Source organism: Pectobacterium parvum, assembly GCF_020971565.1.
GTDB lineage: Bacteria > Pseudomonadota > Gammaproteobacteria > Enterobacterales > Enterobacteriaceae > Pectobacterium > Pectobacterium polare.
On sequence record NZ_CP087392.1, the window covers coordinates 3,229,808 to 3,246,688 of the forward strand.

Genomic DNA, 16,881 nt, shown 5'->3' on the forward strand with positions numbered 1-16,881 from the left:
CCAATAGCTGTGTAAGAATCCGGAAGTGTTCTTCATTTCCGGATTTTTTATGCGTATCTCTCAGGCCATCGACCTCGTTTCACGTTACGATTCGACCCGTAATCCTTTGACTTCTCTTGGCGACTTTCTTGACCCAGAACTTATTGCCCGTTGCCTTGCTGAGTCCGGCGTGGTCACCCTGCGTAAACGCCGTCTTCCTCTCGAAATGATGGTCTGGTGCGTTGTCGGCATGGCGCTTGAACGTAAGGAGCCGCTTCATCAGATTGTCAATCGGCTGGATATTATGCTGCCCGGTAACCGTCCCTTTGTTGCTCCCAGCGCGGTTATCCATACTGACAGCGGCTCGGAAGTGACGCCGTTCGACGGGTGTTCACGCACACCGCTCACTTGTGGCACAACGCTGTGGCGCATCCCCACTGGTGTGGATTGACGTTACTGGCGATGGATGGCGTCGTCTGGCGCACACAGGAAACACCTGAAAATGATACCGCCTTCCCGCGCCAGACTTACTGCGGCCAACCTGACCCCTACCCGCAGGTCAAAATGGTCTGTCAGATGGAGCTGACCAGCCATCTGATAACCGCAGCAGCCTTCGGTACGATGAAAGACAGCGAATATACCCTGGCTGAGCAACTGATAGACCAGACCGCAGATAATACGCTGACGCTGCTCGATAAAGGGTATTACTCATTAGGGTTGCTGAATGCTTATGGAAGCGTGCGGGAGAACACCGACACTGGATGATACCGCTTAAGAAAGGTACCCGTTACGAGGAGGTCCGGAAACTGGGAAAAGGCGATCATCTGGTACAGTTGAAAACTACGCCACAATCCCGCAAAAAATGGCCGGGACTGAGTACAGAAGTGACAGCCCGATTACTGACCTATAGCCGTAAAGGAAAAATCTATCAGTTACTGACTTCGATGACTGATGGCATGCGTTATCCGGGAGGTGAAATGGTTGAGCTTTACAGTCACCGTTGGGAAATCGAGTTGGGTTACCGTGAAATCAAACAGACAATGCAACTGAGCAGACTGACACTGAGAAGCAAAAAACCGGAACTTGTGGAGCAGGAGTTATGGGGTGTGCTGCTGGCGTATAATCTCGTGAGATATCAGATGATTAAAATGGCCAGTCAACTGAAAGGTTACTGGCCAAATCAGCTGAGCTTCTCAGAATCCTGCGGGCTGGTCATGAGGATGTTGATGACGCTTCAGGGTGCATCGCCGGGTCGTATCCCTGAACTACTGCGAGATCTGGAGAGTATGGGACAGATGGTGAAGCTGCCGATAAGAAGAGAAAGAACCTTCCCGAGAGTGGTGAAAGAAAGGCCTTATAAATATCGAAAAGCGAAGAAAAACAGCCAGTCAGTTGCTTAACTGACTGGCATTACTGATAGGAGGAGTGGTTATTTCACAAGATATTTGCGAAACGAACCTACTTGAAAGGTTGTTTATTCTGCCTGAAAAACAGGGAAAAGGTTATGGTTACCGTGCATGGCTAGAAATTGAAAAGATGTATCCATACGTTAAAGAATGGAAACTGAGAACGCCGACATGTCTTATTAATAATGTCTGTTTCTACGTCAACAAGTGCGGTTTTTCAATCGTTCGTGTAGAAGATATGGGTAATGATGGCGTTGGTATGTATGTCTTCTCAAAACCAGTGCGCTAAAACGTCAGCTTATCAGCAGTAATCCTTCTTTGGGCTGCACTATCATAGATGTTAAGCAGCCTATCTCTTTTGTCATTTACAACGGTCAATAACGCCTTGTACGCCATGATATTTCCATTGCGTACAAGGATAAAATCAAATAGCTAACAGGGCCTTAACTGCCAATACGATTAGCCGACGCAAGTATGCTGGACAACACGATGACGATCGCCGCGAGTATGAAGCAAAAAGCAACGATCGGCCAACTAGTGCCAATAGGGAAAATAGAGATGATGACCGTCCCAATACTCCCTAATATTATTCCACCTAAACAGAAATAAACCGCAGTAACCGTTCCTGCAATCTCATCAAATCCCTGTAAAGCCCCATTAGGTGCAATGGAAACCGACATAGCAATGCCAATTCCTATTATCCACATTGGCGCAATAAAGCCAGGAACCCAAGACGGAAGAAATATTTCACTTATTATCAGCATCATTCCGCCTAAAATAAGACACCCTATCGCTATTCGCATGACTTTAACGCTTCCCCAGGCAGGAATTAATTTCCCCATCATTCGAACTGCGATCATCATTGCGATAGCGACAGTAGCAAAAACTATGCTGAATAAAATCGGTGACAGGCTTTGTCTGCCCATCATTATTTGTGGTGCGGTTGAGAAAAAAACAAAAAAGCTCCCTATCCCTGCGCTGTAACAAAAGGTATAAAGCCAGAAGTTCATTTTTTCAGCGGGAGTAAAAGCTGTGGCCAGCGTAAATCAGTGGTTCGCTGATGCCGAGTTTCAGGCCAAAACCGCCATGCAGATACATAAGCGATTGCCATCAAAATGCCGAGGACGGCAAAAATTAGCCGCCATCCCATCCACATATCGATTAACGCCCCAATAATAGGTCCAACCGCCGGTACGATGGCGAGCATGGATCCCAGAATTCCATAGATAACATGACTTTCCTCACGGCTTGCATAGATGTCGCGAACAGTTGCAAACATCGCCACCAAGCAAGCTGAGGCTCCACATGCATGCGCGAAACGGCATACCAGAAATAGATTTATTGAAGACGAGACCGCAAGTCCAAAGGAGGCAAGCAGGTAAACAAAACTGCCCCACAGCAATATTGGGCGACGGCCAAAACGGTCAGACAGCGGACCGAATAACAGCTGTCCGGCACCGATCATGACGAGATAAATCGATAATGTTAACTGAATGACTTCTGGGGTCGTACCTATAGCATCCGGCATATAGGGTACAACGGGCAGATACATATCCATGCCCAGTGAAGCCAGCAAATCAAAGGGGATAACAGTAATAACGTTGCGGTAAGCGAGTAAGGCCAGAGAGTGTAATTTGAGCGCACGAGATTATCTCCTGAATAAAGGATTTAGCGGCGCTCTAAGAGCAAAGGGAGCTTTGAAAGCGCCGCAACAACGTAAATGGGAGTTGTTGCGGCTTAGTTATCTGCTTTTTTGGTCATGCTCTTGGTTTTCATCACTCGGGGATAATGTCGCATAGTAACGGATTGGGGGATTATTGGCGACGATAGGCGCAAATACTTCTTGGACGGAAATAGCTAGCGAGAGGGGTAAACTCAACGACACAACCATGTATATCCCATTGATATATCCCAACAACGTTCCATGCTACTCATAGCACAAAATTTATCCAAGGAGAGCACGATGGAGAAAACGACAGTATTCAAAAGCAATCGCAGCCAGCATGGGAAAGCTGGGATAGCTGGTTTGAAGGATCTGGGGTAACGCCTGATTTCATGAACACGAGAGAGTAACCTGATGAACAGATCAGGGACGCTTTCTACCGCCATTACGGGCAGTTTGCAATCAGCTCTATCACACTGCTGGAACTGATCTATGGCGCGGAAAAATCGGTGAATCCAGAAAAGAATCTGGCAGTCATTGAAGGCTTTTCTACGCGTTTGGAAGTTCAGAATTATGGCTTTAATGCCGACGCCTCAATACCCAAAAGGGTCACACTTGATCGCCAGAACCACCCAGCAAAGTCTTAAAAATCGTACCCGTTGCTACCGGCTAAACCCAACGCTGAATACGCATTGTGCGTATCGGATAGATAAAAAACTCATATTTTGAAATATTTGTCCCTTAAGAAAATATGTAGATTATCTGTACAAATAAAAAAAATTTATGTAATTCTATGCGCAGATTCTCAACGGATAACGGCAGATAAGCATCCAATCGTTATATCTACTGGGGTATAAAACACTACAGAAGTACATTGATAAGGCAGCAAGCAACGTAACGATAAGTAATCATAAACATTTCGACACTGAACCCTATCAATCAGCCCGATGGTGAAGGAACAACAATCTCTCTTTAAAAAGGAATTTTTACAATGACTAATGGAATCCATAGTGAGTTGGAAAATAGACTAATTTGTCGCGTGAATGCCTATAAAACCATGATGAGCCAAGGTTATTGTCAGTTAGGCTCGGATGATTTTAGCCTTACCGATGACCAGAAATCCGATTTAAGCATTATTCAAAGACATTTTGACTCACTGGCGCAGGATCCATACGACCAAAAATCGGGTCGTTATCGTCAGCACAGTAAGTATGTACTGCTACCTTGTCTAGACCTCTTGGTTCCCCAATCATCCGAGCATGCCTATTCTTATAAGCAAGACATTAACTTCAACGATGAAGTGGTCGATAAGCCGAGAAAGTTTCAGCAGGTGCCGGACAAGATACTATAGAATAAGCTTATTACTGCACTAATTATGCATGACTTTAAAAACTCGCCGTTATATCAGTACTCCGATACCATCCCGATGGAAGTAGGAATCCACTTTATCCGTATGAAGGCAACGTTTGGTTCACCAAGCATCTCCGTTCCCAATCGACTGCATAAAGACGGCGAGCCTTGTACCTGGATACATTTGGTCAATCGCGACGGCGTATCCGGCGGTGAAAATATCATCACTGATAATACTCAGGTCAATGTCCTCTGTAATCAAATCATGTTCAAGCCATTGGATTCTATCGATATCGTTGATGATTTAGTCTGGCATCAGGTGAAACCTATTCACGTGGAGGAGCAAGGAAAGGTTGGTTATCGCGACGTTATACTCATTGACTTTACCCCGATGGTCGCCATACCAAATAGCCCAGAATAATTAAGAATCTATATCATCGGCTTAATGCCATAGATAGGCATTCTTTTAATACGTAAAATCAGGTAGTCATCGTGCTAGCAAAAGAAACTCTGGCAGTTCACAGCGGAACAATTGTTGATGAAATGAACGGTGGAATACTTTCTCCGCTATTTCCAGCAAGTTCCCACAAACATCTGGATATGGAAGAAGATGTATATCCAAGACACGGTAACTTAGCCAACCAACGCGCTGTCGCTAAGAAAATGTGCGCGCTCGAAAGCGGCGGCGAGGCCGCTTTGGTATTTAGTTCCGGAATGGCGGCTTTCTCAACCGCCATGCTGTCTCATTTAAAGGCCGGCGACCATATTGTTTTGCAAAACGGCGTTTACTCCGGCGCGTTTAAATTTATTCAGAATCACTTTGCCAAGTTAGGCATCGGCTACAGCGTCTCCGCGAGTTGTGAAGTCGAGAGCATCATCCAGTCAGTACAGGCAAATACTAAAGCGATATATATCGAAACGCCGACTAACCCACTGCTCAAAATTCTCGACATTGAGTTATTGACTCGCTTTGCCAAAAGCAAGGGGTTGTTCACAATCATAGATAACACCATCGCGACCCCTATTAATCAGAACCCGTTGGAATACGGCGTCGATTTAGTGTTACACAGCGCAACCAAATTTTTGGGCGGCCACGGCGATGTGTCAGGAGGCATTGCGGTAGGCAGTGAAGAGTCAATCGCTTTAATGACCAATTATATGAACGACTTTGGCGGCTGTTTAAATGCCCAGTCATGCCACTTGCTGGAGCGAAGCCTTCGCACCCTGGCAATACGCATGAATACAATTAATCGCAACGCCATGGAGTTGGCCTTGCGCTTGAATGAGCATCCCAACGTGATCAACGTTTATTATCCGGGGCTTTCGGATCATCACAACCATAGCATTGCACGTGAGCAGATGCGCGGCTTTGGCGGTATGGTCAGCTTTGAGATTGCCCAACGGTTTGACACGACAATTTTCCAGAAGAAGTTAAACCTTATCGTTCCGTCAAACAGTTTGGGTGACCTGGAGACAACATTAAACTCGCCTTACCAAGCCTCGTCATCATTCAGAAGTCTTAGCGAAGCTGAACAGAAAAAATCTGGAATCACCAGGCAATTAATTCGTATGTCAGTTGGCATCGAAAACATTAACGACTTGTATGAAGATTTGCATCAGGCGCTCAAGTGAATGATAAGGATTTGGAAACGAACGTGGTAACGAATTTAACGTTAAATAGTGATGAAGTGCGACGCATAGAGTGTCTTTATGACATAAACGTAAACAACAGCACCTTTTTGGGCATGGGCTCAGGCAATACCAATTACTGTCTTGAAACCGATATCGGTCGCTGTGTATTTAGCATTATCGAAGAGCAGAACCGTGACGACGTTGAGATTATGGCTAAGACGCTGGTATGGCTAGAAGAGCATAATCACAAGACATCGTTGCTGATCAGACCCAAACAGCAAGGAAGCTATTCGATTAACTTAAGAGGGAAGTACTCTCTACTGCGCTCCTATATGCCCGGAGCAGTGTGCCAGGATTTAAGCGCTTCCATGCTTAGGCAGCTTGGCGCCGAAACAGCGAAGTTGCACAGCATACCTTTGCCCAACTTTTTAAGCGATTCTGTTTTCTACGAACAGCAGAAGTTTATGGATGCTCTTGACGCCAATATCGATAGAGATTACGAGTGTTGGGCCAAGGGCAGACTGAGGGAGCTTGCAGTGGGAACGTTCGGTGACCTACCAACCTCGATCATTCACTCCGATCTCTTTTATGACAATATGCTTTTTGACGGCGATCAGCTCGTCGGTATGATTGATTTTGAGTTGACCTGTATTTATCACTCGGTGTTTGACATTGGCATGGCAATCGTCGGCACCTGCAGTACTGATGGAAAATTATCCGCGGAAAAAGCACACCACCTCATCGCCGGCTATCAATCGACCCGAACGTTGAAAAACAGCGAGCTCGACGTTCTGCAAAGATATACGGAATACGCTGCTATCCTGACTTCTCTTTGGCGCTATTGGCGCTATCGAATATATCAGCCAGACGACGACAGGGCAGATAAATTCCGCGAAATGGTTGCTCTAGCAAATAGCATAGAATCCACCAACTTCAAAACAATTACCGATGCTCTTCCATTAACAATTAACAGCAAGCCGTAATTAAAAGCGTAGTGCTGGCATTCCCCCTTTTTATCGCATGGAGTTACTCGCTGCATGGACATTACAGAAACAAACAAGATCGTAATTCTCGTTGACGCTTACTCATCGGGCAATGGATTAGCCCCTGAATTTAATCGGCAAGGCTACCGCTGTGCACATATACAAAGTCGCAGTAATCTTCCTCAGAAACTGCTGGACAGCTATCAGACCGATGATTTTTTTATCAACCTGCCATACGCTGGTAGTGAGACCATCAAGCAGCTCGAGAACTATGACATAATCGCGGTGGTTGCTGGCAGTGAAACAGGGATTGAACTTGCCGACCGTTTGGCTGAGATGCTTGGACTTCCTGGTAATAAGACACCGAGCAGCCCTTCCCGGCGCAACAAATATTTGATGCAGGAGAGCCTGAGAAACAACAACCTGAGCCATATCCCCACACATCGCCTGACCGACCCAACTGAGGCGGTTCAGCATGCCGCCGACTTGTTGAAGACATACAACAAGTTGGTCTTAAAGCCCGCTGACAGTGCAGGCACGGACTCCGTATTTGTGTGTAAAACCATTGAAGAGGTTATGACACACGCCACTAGTCTGTTCAAAAAAAGCAATCAGCTTAATTTGAAAAATGAAATCCTTATTTTACAGCCCTTTATCGAGGGTGAAGAGTATGTTGTGGATACCGTTAGTTACAATGGGCATCACAAGATTTGTGCTGTATGGAAAATGGGCAAAGGCAGCTACAACGGCTTCGATTCTATCTGTGAGTTCACAGAGCTGACCTCACTTGACGAGCGGCAACATACAATACTCAAAAACTATGTCTTTAACTGCCTAAATGCCCTCGGAATCGACTTTGGAGCCGGCCATTCCGAACTATTCTTGACCAAAGATGGCTGGAAATTAATCGAAACCGGAGCCAGACCTCATGGTGCCGGCTTCCCTGCACTGTCATCCCTAGCACTTAAGCGGACACAAATTGACGAGCTGGTCCTGAGCATCTGTTCAAGCGACAGCTTCCTGTCATCTGTTGATGAGCACTATCAGCCGTTAAACCACCTAAAAATTAAAGAGCTGATCTCTTTTAGCGCAGGCAAGGTAAAATCGCTGAGGCATATTGATACCATCGTCAACCTGCCATCCTATAAAAAGGCGAACATGCCGGGTGTTGATCAGGAAATAAAACGCACGACCGATGTGTTCAGCTCCCCAGGCTGGATTGCTTTAAGTCATCCCAATGCCGATCAGTTGGATGCAGATTATCAGCGCATCGTTGACCTCGAAAGAAAGGGCATGTTTGATCTCTATGACAACTAAAATCAAGATGTCTGGCCCAGCCTATATACTTGGATATTGTATTTTGGGCGCGGCAATAGATGTATTGCTCTCTGGCCTGTTGCAGAGCATCGACCTGTTTGTTTTGTTGTTTTTGACCTTCACCTTAACTTGGCTGGGATTTTTCCTGGCCTCTGTTTTATTCTTTCCAGTAAGGCTGAAAACGGTTATTGGCTCTTATCAGATCATTATCTTATTGAACATATCAACGCTGGGTTCATGGCTAGGGCTTTTCATTGGCTTAAAATGGACCGAGCCCTCAATTATGGTAGCCATCATCTTTGGCCTCAGCCCGATAATCTCTGTTCTCATCGAAATTTATAACAGAAACGCCATTGGCGTAAAAAACATCGTCATATCCGTATTACTCGCTTTTATTGTGACCCTGTTGATGATCCTGGCGGTAAAAGGCCAGAGGTTTAACCCGTTCGACTCAGACATGACGTTTGTCTTGGCACTTGGCTTGGTCTGTATTATTACCTCAGCCTGCCTGACCACCGGCACCTACATCGCCAAATCACTTTCCAGTAAGGGATTTAATGCCGTAAACGTGCAATCGTTCAGGTTTCCACTGCTGATTTTAGTATGCTTTGCCATGTTACCGAGCGAGCACGCCCTGCCCAGGATACAGTCCGACTTTTGGATGTATCTGCCAGTCATTGTGATTTTGGGCAATATACTGCCGCTATGGATGCTCCAAAAGGGCATTGAAGTCACCAGCGCATTGACGACGAATATAATTATTAATATTTCCCCCTGTATTACGCTGCTACTGGAAATGTTTGATCCTTCGATCGCTTACAGCAATATGAAGCTATTGGTGTTACTCATGCTGATGCTAGTTATGCTTATCGCCAATGACGGTACCAGCAAATTTACCATCGACAAGCTTAGAGGCAGGTTTGGGAAGACCCGTTAAACCATTCCCCTTATAAATCAGCATGATAAACTATAAAAAGACTATTACTGTTTAGCGTGGTCTATTCTACTTTCGCTCTGCTTAAACAGAAGAAAATCGGCTCAGTGCAATCTCACTGAGCCGGCAACGTTTATGCTATTGAACTCGCCAGTCACTGAAGTAATGACCGATCGCGGAAGGGTCATCGAGAGGAGCGGTGGCGGCTATATAGCCATCTGGCCGAACTAGCAGGTATTGATCGGAATAGGGGCTACTTCCCGTTTCAACGTGCAGGACATTGACAATATCAAGCAGTGATGCCGGTACCGTCGCCGTGCCAACGATGAGCAGACTGTAATTACGATAATTTAAATGTGAGTAAATTCTGTCTGGCTGACTAGAGTGAGAATCACGCCACATAAAATCATGCAGCCTTTCGCCAACACGCCCGTCTGTTCCATAGCGAACGCCCATACCCGTGATGTAACCCGCACGTTTTTCGACAATCTTGACGTAATCATCGGCATGGGTGCCTGTCTCTGAGGTTTTGGTTGAACGCACGAGTTCCGCTGACGTTTTGACGACTTCTAGCGCGACCGCTTTTCGTTCCGTTTCGTAAGTCTGTAGCAGCGTTTGGGGCGCATGATGATGGGTAATCATCGCCATTTTCCAGATGAGGTTAAATGCATCGGCCAACCCCGTATTTAACCCTTGTCCACCATTCACTGAGTGAATATGGCTCGCATCACCAGCGATAAATAATTTATTTTCAAGGCTATAGCGCTCTGCTACAGATTCTTTAACCGAGAATTTTGAGTACCACTCAATCGACTTGAAACACAGACGGTGTGGTTGCAGAGCATGATTAATTTTATCTATAGCCTGCTGTTGCGTGAAGTCCTCACTGTCCATCTGGATATAGAAACGATCAATCTTACCTTCACGTGGTATCCAGGCGACATCGGCGGTTTCTGCCTGGAAAACAATAATTTCCGGTACTTTTTGGAAATCAGTTTCTATTTCGCCATCAATCACTGCCCAGGTAATTTGTGGTCGAGTGATCTCAAACGGGATAGCAAAGTGTTGGCGCACAAACGACCGTGAGCCATCTGCACCAATCAAATACCGGGAACGGACGGTCTCACCGCTGGTGAGCGTGGTGAGGCAGCCGTCTTCCTCCAGCACAATATCTTCCACAGAGGTATTGCGGCGCACGGCACTCTTTAGCTCGGTGAGCTTATTATCGAGCGCTTGTTCTACATAAGCCTGACCAATCATTAAAAAATGCTTGTGAAAACAGCCTTCTAAAGCATCCCACCAGGTAGACTGGCGTGAAATAAATTTACCTTTTGACCAGACTGAGCTGGTATTACAGGCTTTGCCCAAGGGATAAAGCTCGTCGAATAAACCGATAATTTCAAACAACTGCAAGCTACGAGCGTTTAACGCATCAGCACGGCCTACCGTCAGTGGCCCTTGTGATTTATCGATAATGACGGTGCTTAAACCTGACAGCTGAGCAAGATAGGCACAGGCTAGACCGACAGGCCCTGCACCGATAATCATGAGATCAACATGCTGTGGTTTCATGACGGTTGCACCAAATGCGGGTTATTCAGTGGCTGTTTAGCATGGATATGCACGCGGCGTAGATGACGGCCACTCTGGCTAGCATAAGATTCACGGCCGTGTAGTAACGAGTAGTTATCTGCAATCGCAATATCGCCGCTTTGCCACTGATGAGCATACTGAACCCGTGGATCATATAAAGCATGTTGCAAGCTGCTGAGTAATTGCTCTTGTTCTTCAGGTTCAATACCTGAGAAGTGATACGTTGATGGGTTTAAGAATTCTTTATCGCCAGCAATTGGCGGTTCACAAAAACGAATGACGGGATGAGTGCGGTAAGGGTGTTGTTCTATAATAGGAGCCTGCGCGGTACTGCTGTATAACTCGACTGCGCGCTGATACTGGCCTGTTGCACGCTGCCACAGCGCTTTGGTTTCGGGTGATGCCAGACGTAACGCCGTGGTGGTACTCGAAAACGTGGTGCGCCCTCCTTGCCCTTCGCCAATAGCTGATACGCATTGAAAGACTTGTAGTTCCGGCACCGTTTTAAGGTACATGCCGTCCCAATGTAAGGGGACATAGTTGTTAGCAAAGATATGGTCGGTAGCATCGGGTTGTTCAACCAGTTCCAACACGGCGCCAAACGGCCATTGCATAATGTCGCCAATGGCTTCGCAGTATGTTGTTAAATTTTCTGCACTCGTAAAGCTATCAAAGCCCCGTAGTATCACTAACTGTTGGTTTTCTACCAATGTACGCAGCCAGGTAGGTGATAACTCGCCAATGTGTACGCCTGACTGTTTAGGCTCAATACGTACACCAAAATGACAGGTTTCACCTTGAGAATTGGTTAGAGGCTGATAATCAAATCGATCTTCTAAAGTGAATGCGTCCATTTTACGTCTCCGTGTATTATCCATTGTTGAAAGATCTTTCAGATAATATCGGCAACAAATATTCAACACCACGGATACAATTATAATAATTAGGGTAATTTGAATATAGAATCACTGCCCTCCTATTCTTCACCAATATCTGATGATGTAATCGACCTTAATAAAAACCCATAAAAAAACCCCAGATAAACCTATCCAGGGTCTTTAAACAGCTGCAGAAACCATCGCCGTTTCAGGCTTAGCCGCGGTTCTCTTCAATGTAGCGGGCCAGATCCGCCGGGGTCTTCAGAACGGTAGCAACTTCGGTTGGTGGGATCACGCAGCCGTAAACATCCTGCACTTCCAACACCAAGTCGACCGCCAGAATAGAGTCGAGAATATCGGACTCAATCAGCTCATCGTTAAAGCCCACTTTACGGGATAAGATCTTTTCAAACAGCGCGAGTATTTCTTGTTCCATCATGTTTTCCTGAGTCATTAGATCGTGCGGGCATGGCTGTCCAGCAGTTTACGGTCAATTTTGCCGTTAGGATTAAGCGGCAACGCATCTTTGATAATAATTTGGGAAGGCACCATGTAAGGCGGAATGACCTTCGAGAGCGACGTTTTAATCGCTTCTGGCGCTAAGTTCGTCACGCAGAACGCCGCGATGCGCAGAACGCCACCGCCCGATTTCATCAACGGTAGAACAACCGCTTCGCTGATGTCGGATATCGCCAACAGACGATTTTCAATCTCATTGATTTCAATGCGATAGCCATTCAGTTTGATCTGGCTATCATTGCGACCCTGACAGTACAGCAGCCCGTCTTCATATCCCAGGTCGCCAGTTCTGTAGCCCCGGAACGCCTCGCTCTCCCGATGCAGCAATTTCTCCGCATTCTCTTTCGCCAGCCCAAGGTAGCCGCGCATCACGTTTTTTCCCCAAATGATCAGTTCGCCCTCAGACGTAATTTCCATTCTGGAGTCCGGCATCATCGCGCCGACCGGCAGCAGATCGTTTTCACTGTGCAGGATCTCATCGGTGATTTCGATGACGGTGGTCGCGATAGTCGCTTCCGTTGGGCCATAGGAATTGAGAATTTTGGCATGCGGGAAGCGGCGGCGTAACTGTTTTACCAGCGCTTTGTTGAGCACTTCGCCAATGAACACGAAGACGTTAAGTTCAGGTAAATATTCACTATTGAACTGGGGAGACAGCAACCTCTGGTAGGCGAAGGATGGCGTTGAAACCCAGACGGAAACACCGTTGTCTTTCAGGCGATCGAGCCAGTTTTCTGCCACGATATCCTCTTTTGCATTCAGAACGATATGCCCCCCAGTCGCCAGATTCGCCAGCAGCGGGATCAGAGAGAGATCGAAGCTGAACACTGCATGGTTCATCAGCACCGGCACGTCTGGCAGCGAAAAGTCCTGGCGCACCCACTTCATGAAGTGCCACAGGCTTTCACGCCCGATCTGCACCCCTTTAGGCTTTCCAGTGCTGCCGGAGGTGAACATGATATAGGCAAGATCTTGCTCGACTAACGCCTGCCCTGCTTCACCGGTAGCAATGAACTGTCTGGTCGCCACATCGTAATAGTAAGGCGCACTCGCCAGGTGGCAAATCTCGTTAAGCCGCTCCTGAGGATAGATGCAATCCACCGGAATATACGGGATGTTATGCAGCAAACAGCTATAGATAGCCACGGCGAATTCCGCCTGCTGATGGCCATATAACACGACCGGCGCGCCATCTGGCTGCTGGCAGTGCTGATAACGACGCGACCAGTCTGTCACGGCAGCGGAGAGCTGTTGCCAGGTCATCGCGTCATCGCTGCCACTAATCGCCAACTGCTGTGGGTTCGCGGGGTCGAGTAATGCCGCCCGGAGGAAATCTTGTAGTTCCTGAAGCTCTGAGTGACGTTTCATAGTGGGGACATTCCGCTAAAGATGTAGAGGGAGGCCGCGGCGCTTGCCAGCGTCAGAATTCGACCGATGAACACAATAACCGGATGGTGTAGACAATTGCTCAGTGCCGGACTGCGTTTGGCTGACCATTGCAGCATATTGTGAGCAACGGAAATGGCGCCAAACAGCGCGCCGCTGATAACATAGTGTCGTTCAAGCCCGTTCCATGCCCCCATACAAAACAGGGTGCAGAAGATGCCAATATTCTGTGCCAACGTTTTGTTCTGTCGGAAAAAGTCGAGCTTCATCAGATTCATATAAATCGGCATAAAGACCACGTCCCTCAGCCATTCAGACAGGCTGATGTGGAAGCGTCGCCAGAAGTCCTGCGGGTTCTTCGCCAGAATAGGCAGATTGAAGTTCGCCGGGATATTCAGACCGAATAAGCGCCCTGCCCCGATAGCCATATTGCTATAGCCAGCAAAATCAAAATAAAGGTAGGCGCTGTAAGCCAGCGACATCACGACCCCCACGCTTAACGTAAACGGGCGATGGCTCCACGACTCAATCACCAGATTATTGATCAGCATGGCGAATAAAAATTTCTGAATAATGCCGGTAAAAATCTGCTCCATCGCCACTAAAAACTGCTCACGGGTCATCGTGAAGACGGGTTTATTAATGTCATTAAGCCATGTCCGCCAGCGATACATGGGGCCAGCCAGAATAATAAAAGGCATAAAGAGGTAGCAGAAATAGTGCAGGAAATTCCGACCATCTTTTTTGCTGCGATAGAGCAGGACATCAATGGCGCGGAAGGTCATAAAGGACAGGCCTATCATGCCCCAGTGGTTGTTAAGGTGTAATTTCACCAAAAACAGCGGGAGCAACGTCAGGCTGACCGCCTGCCAGGTTTTTAACCACCCTTTCTCTTTTAAGGTGACGAGAATATAAAAGCTCAGGAACACCGCCACGGGAACAACGTAATCTCCCTGGAAAATATATCCCCAGCCGAACACCGCCAATACGGAGAAGGCGGATAAATACGTCAGCCGATAACTGAATACGCGATTAACCAGCGCAAACAATAATGCTGATGAAAACAGAAGGAAAAAAAACATTCCGGAGCTGTACATCATTCATCCTTCAGAATTTTTGATATTCAAAATGCACTTTTAAACTCATGCTTTCATCAACAGAGGTCCACGCGACGAGGGTGACTGCCAGAAAGAGATAAAGGAAAAAAAGGCGAATGGCGGATTTCATCATTTAAAACTCTCAGCAATAAATTGATCCATGGCGACCCATGCGGGTTCGGTTGGATGCAGGCGGTCCCAATTCCAACCGTTCTGATAAGGCTGCGCATACATATCAAAATAGCGCACCTGATTTTCCTCCAGCATCGCTCGGATTTGGCTATCGACGGGCTGGAATTTCTGGGAGTTATTAATTGCCCACGGGTTAATCGGGTCGACGATGACGACAAACTGGACGTTGCGCGCTTTCAGCAGTTTGATCGTCGCCCGTAATGCCTCCATTTGCGCCGGAACAATCGGTGCGTCGTCCCACTCCTCAGGCGTTTTATCATCGGCAAACACCGACTTATCCATCCACAATGTGTCTGCACTTTGCTGACGAGACTGATTCAACACATGAGCCTGCGCCAACTCGTGATTCCAATCGGGAGTTATATTGGCTGTTGGTTGCTGAGGCCACGGTTGTGCAGGCTGAAGAACAATACCTAACATCGCCAGCCAGTCGTTTTTTATCAGCTCGCAGAAATTAGCAAATTGATAACTCACTTCCTGCCAGATAATTTGCGGGTGCCAGCCATAGACTTTCATTTGGCCGAACGTTAAATGGCTTATATCTTCTTTATCGATATGTTGTAAGTAATTGACCAGAAAGGGACGCGTCTGGTCATCTTTCATCAGCGAATCAAAAATAGACGCCGGGAAATTGTTGGCGAAAATAGCCGGGGGAATCCCGTCTGAATAAAAGCTATCGGGTGCCAGCAGCAAAACGACCTTACTGTTAGCATTAAGCTCGTTTTTAAAACGCGAGAGCAGTAAGAAATGTGTGACGCTATCAACATAGCTATCGCCATAGGCCACTACCGGACGATGTAACTGGTTATTAAAGTAATTATATACCGCGTAATGTTCGTCCTCAGAGGTCGAGACCTCAGAAGCTCCGAGAAAGAAAACCGCATTCCCCTGTAACGCATGGGAAATGGTGGCTATTTTTTCCTTTTGTTCCTTTGTCGTGCCTTCCATTGTGTTAATCAGTGGCTGGAACGTTAGCGCCGGATCAATGCTCTTCACCAGCGGGGGAACGCTAAGAAACAGGACGGCAAGGGTTGCCATCAGGATATGTAGGCAGAGAGTATTTTTGATTTTCATTATAAAGTGAGACTACATAATATTTATTGTTTGAAATTTGTGAATTTTTATCTTCACAGTAAATCGACCCTGTATTTTTGGATTATATACCAGGCTTATCCTGGATGATGAGCGTTGCTGTGTAACGGTATGTACAGTGTTTATGTCCGTCACAGAATAAGGCTGACTAGCCCCACAAGATCGAGACAGGAGAAGGGTTCTCCGGTATCCGTCCTTGCTTACGCGACCAGAATATGAGGTGGTAAAGTTCGGTAGCAGCAACGCTGTGAGGCTCAGTTTGCTGGTGATTGCGGGGATGATGGGGCTCAAGCGATTTAGACGTTATGTGAATAAGGATCAGTACCGTCCAGCTCAGTCTCTGACTACTTCTTGTACAGTCTATTTGATTCAGAAAAATGTAGAATGGCAGGATGGAAAAATAGCGGTCATTATTGAAAACAACCGCTATTTACTTCAGTTCACTACTCGTTCTAAATCGCCATAAAATGAATATGGATAGCCATTTTCCAGCCATTCAGCATCGTCAATAACGCAAATACCGTCTTCTATATAAATATCTGACGCCATGATTTTTATTGCGAAACTATTGGTTTTATATTCCGAGCGATAATTATCATAGGTAATTTCACCTCTGCCGAAATAGTCACCGAGTTCTTCTCGCCATAATAGCTCGATCTCTGCATTAAACGGGCCGCTCCCCATTTTCCCTTTCAAGCTGGCAATAATCTTTTTCTTCTCAACAAAACCCCACCGCACGGCATCCAACGTCCAGGCATCGTCGCTAACGCTAAACTCACCGGAGAAAACCGCTAAAAGCGCATCATTATTATCAGAACACATTTCATTTCCTTGAATATTAAAAATTTGTCGGTGGAATC

General features: G+C 46.6%; 14 protein-coding genes and 3 pseudogenes. 9 read left to right on the forward strand and 8 right to left on the reverse strand.

From position 1 onward, the window contains the following. Positions 1 to 49: 49 nt before the first annotated feature. Both LOZ86_RS14525 and LOZ86_RS14530 read left to right on the forward strand, forming a co-directional pair. A pseudogene (locus LOZ86_RS14525) lies at positions 50 to 1,379 on the forward strand (IS4 family transposase). 25 nt (positions 1,380 to 1,404) lie between these two features. After that, positions 1,405 to 1,674 carry a hypothetical protein gene (locus LOZ86_RS14530; protein WP_222850894.1) on the forward strand — a complete coding sequence of 90 codons (270 nt, stop codon included), beginning with the start codon at positions 1,405 to 1,407 and terminating at the stop codon, positions 1,672 to 1,674. A 184-nt stretch (positions 1,675 to 1,858) separates the two neighbouring features. On the opposite strand, the pseudogene cml reads toward LOZ86_RS14530, so the two are convergent. Further along, positions 1,859 to 3,029 (reverse strand): annotated as a pseudogene (gene cml / locus LOZ86_RS14535) (CmlA/FloR family chloramphenicol efflux MFS transporter); the annotation flags it as partial. Positions 3,030 to 3,470: 441 nt separating this feature from the next. Here cml and LOZ86_RS14545 point away from each other — a divergent pair. From LOZ86_RS14545 to LOZ86_RS14575, 7 genes and pseudogenes are all read left to right on the forward strand, one after another. Further along, positions 3,471 to 3,635, forward strand: a pseudogene (locus LOZ86_RS14545) (PIN domain-containing protein); the annotation flags it as partial. Between the two features lie 404 nt (positions 3,636 to 4,039). Continuing rightward, the gene (locus tag LOZ86_RS14550; protein WP_039486331.1) at positions 4,040 to 4,399 is read left to right on the forward strand and encodes a hypothetical protein; all 360 of its coding nucleotides are present in this window, start codon (positions 4,040 to 4,042) and stop codon (positions 4,397 to 4,399) included. A gap of 24 nt (positions 4,400 to 4,423) precedes the next feature. Next, entirely contained in the window at positions 4,424 to 4,819 is a 396-nt protein-coding gene (locus LOZ86_RS14555; RefSeq protein ID WP_039486334.1) for a 2OG-Fe dioxygenase family protein, read from the forward strand. Between the two features lie 71 nt (positions 4,820 to 4,890). After that, complete coding sequence (locus LOZ86_RS14560) at positions 4,891 to 6,030, forward strand: trans-sulfuration enzyme family protein (protein WP_230242203.1); 1,140 nt, start codon at positions 4,891 to 4,893, stop codon at positions 6,028 to 6,030. Then, on the forward strand, positions 6,027 to 7,013 hold the full coding sequence (locus LOZ86_RS14565; protein ID WP_039486339.1) for a phosphotransferase: 987 nt from the start codon (positions 6,027 to 6,029) through the stop codon (positions 7,011 to 7,013). The genes LOZ86_RS14560 and LOZ86_RS14565 overlap by 4 nt, the downstream gene beginning before the upstream one ends. Before the next feature lie 54 nt (positions 7,014 to 7,067). Next, entirely contained in the window at positions 7,068 to 8,330 is a 1,263-nt protein-coding gene (locus tag LOZ86_RS14570; RefSeq protein ID WP_039512880.1) for an ATP-grasp domain-containing protein, read from the forward strand. Next, a complete protein-coding gene (locus LOZ86_RS14575; RefSeq protein ID WP_039512882.1) occupies positions 8,320 to 9,267 on the forward strand; it encodes a hypothetical protein in 948 nt (315 codons plus the stop codon). The genes LOZ86_RS14570 and LOZ86_RS14575 overlap by 11 nt, the downstream gene beginning before the upstream one ends. 135 nt (positions 9,268 to 9,402) lie before the next feature. Here the strand turns inward: LOZ86_RS14575 and LOZ86_RS14580 are convergent, their stop codons facing one another. From LOZ86_RS14580 to LOZ86_RS14610, 7 genes are all read right to left on the reverse strand, one after another. Then, positions 9,403 to 10,836 carry an FAD-binding protein gene (locus LOZ86_RS14580; RefSeq protein ID WP_039486347.1) on the reverse strand — a complete coding sequence of 478 codons (1,434 nt, stop codon included), beginning with the start codon at positions 10,834 to 10,836 and terminating at the stop codon, positions 9,403 to 9,405. Beyond that, positions 10,833 to 11,711 (reverse strand): TauD/TfdA family dioxygenase, encoded by an 879-nt coding sequence (locus tag LOZ86_RS14585; protein ID WP_039512884.1) that lies wholly within the window; start codon positions 11,709 to 11,711, stop codon positions 10,833 to 10,835. Before LOZ86_RS14585 ends, LOZ86_RS14580 begins: the two co-directional genes overlap by 4 nt. Positions 11,712 to 11,949: 238 nt before the next feature. Continuing rightward, the gene (locus tag LOZ86_RS14590) at positions 11,950 to 12,171 is read right to left on the reverse strand and encodes an acyl carrier protein (protein ID WP_010300175.1); all 222 of its coding nucleotides are present in this window, start codon (positions 12,169 to 12,171) and stop codon (positions 11,950 to 11,952) included. Between the two features lie 17 nt (positions 12,172 to 12,188). Then, the gene (locus LOZ86_RS14595; protein WP_039486351.1) at positions 12,189 to 13,622 is read right to left on the reverse strand and encodes an AMP-binding protein; all 1,434 of its coding nucleotides are present in this window, start codon (positions 13,620 to 13,622) and stop codon (positions 12,189 to 12,191) included. Next, complete coding sequence (locus LOZ86_RS14600; protein WP_039486353.1) at positions 13,619 to 14,737, reverse strand: membrane-bound O-acyltransferase family protein; 1,119 nt, start codon at positions 14,735 to 14,737, stop codon at positions 13,619 to 13,621. The genes LOZ86_RS14595 and LOZ86_RS14600 overlap by 4 nt, the downstream gene beginning before the upstream one ends. A gap of 129 nt (positions 14,738 to 14,866) precedes the next feature. Next, positions 14,867 to 16,003, reverse strand: coding sequence for a D-alanyl-lipoteichoic acid biosynthesis protein DltD (locus LOZ86_RS14605; RefSeq protein WP_230242205.1), 1,137 nt, complete (start codon positions 16,001 to 16,003; stop codon positions 14,867 to 14,869). A 453-nt stretch (positions 16,004 to 16,456) separates the two neighbouring features. Further along, positions 16,457 to 16,843, reverse strand: coding sequence for a hypothetical protein (locus LOZ86_RS14610; RefSeq protein WP_039486357.1), 387 nt, complete (start codon positions 16,841 to 16,843; stop codon positions 16,457 to 16,459). Positions 16,844 to 16,881 lie beyond the last annotated feature (38 nt).

What these genes read in the sequence shown, in the direction of transcription:
- LOZ86_RS14570 (WP_039512880.1), top strand. Translation starts at nt 7,068, where the DNA reads ATGGACATTACAGAAACAAACAAGATCGTAATTCTCGTTGACGCTTAC.
- LOZ86_RS14595 (WP_039486351.1), bottom strand. Translation starts at nt 13,622, where the DNA reads ATGAAACGTCACTCAGAGCTTCAGGAACTACAAGATTTCCTCCGGGCG.
- LOZ86_RS14580 (WP_039486347.1), bottom strand. Translation starts at nt 10,836, where the DNA reads ATGAAACCACAGCATGTTGATCTCATGATTATCGGTGCAGGGCCTGTC.
- LOZ86_RS14575 (WP_039512882.1), top strand. Translation starts at nt 8,320, where the DNA reads ATGACAACTAAAATCAAGATGTCTGGCCCAGCCTATATACTTGGATAT.
- LOZ86_RS14555 (WP_039486334.1), top strand. Translation starts at nt 4,424, where the DNA reads ATGCATGACTTTAAAAACTCGCCGTTATATCAGTACTCCGATACCATC.
- LOZ86_RS14610 (WP_039486357.1), bottom strand. Translation starts at nt 16,843, where the DNA reads ATGTGTTCTGATAATAATGATGCGCTTTTAGCGGTTTTCTCCGGTGAG.
- LOZ86_RS14585 (WP_039512884.1), bottom strand. Translation starts at nt 11,711, where the DNA reads ATGGACGCATTCACTTTAGAAGATCGATTTGATTATCAGCCTCTAACC.
- LOZ86_RS14600 (WP_039486353.1), bottom strand. Translation starts at nt 14,737, where the DNA reads ATGTACAGCTCCGGAATGTTTTTTTTCCTTCTGTTTTCATCAGCATTA.
- LOZ86_RS14550 (WP_039486331.1), top strand. Translation starts at nt 4,040, where the DNA reads ATGACTAATGGAATCCATAGTGAGTTGGAAAATAGACTAATTTGTCGC.
- LOZ86_RS14605 (WP_230242205.1), bottom strand. Translation starts at nt 16,003, where the DNA reads ATGAAAATCAAAAATACTCTCTGCCTACATATCCTGATGGCAACCCTT.
- LOZ86_RS14590 (WP_010300175.1), bottom strand. Translation starts at nt 12,171, where the DNA reads ATGGAACAAGAAATACTCGCGCTGTTTGAAAAGATCTTATCCCGTAAA.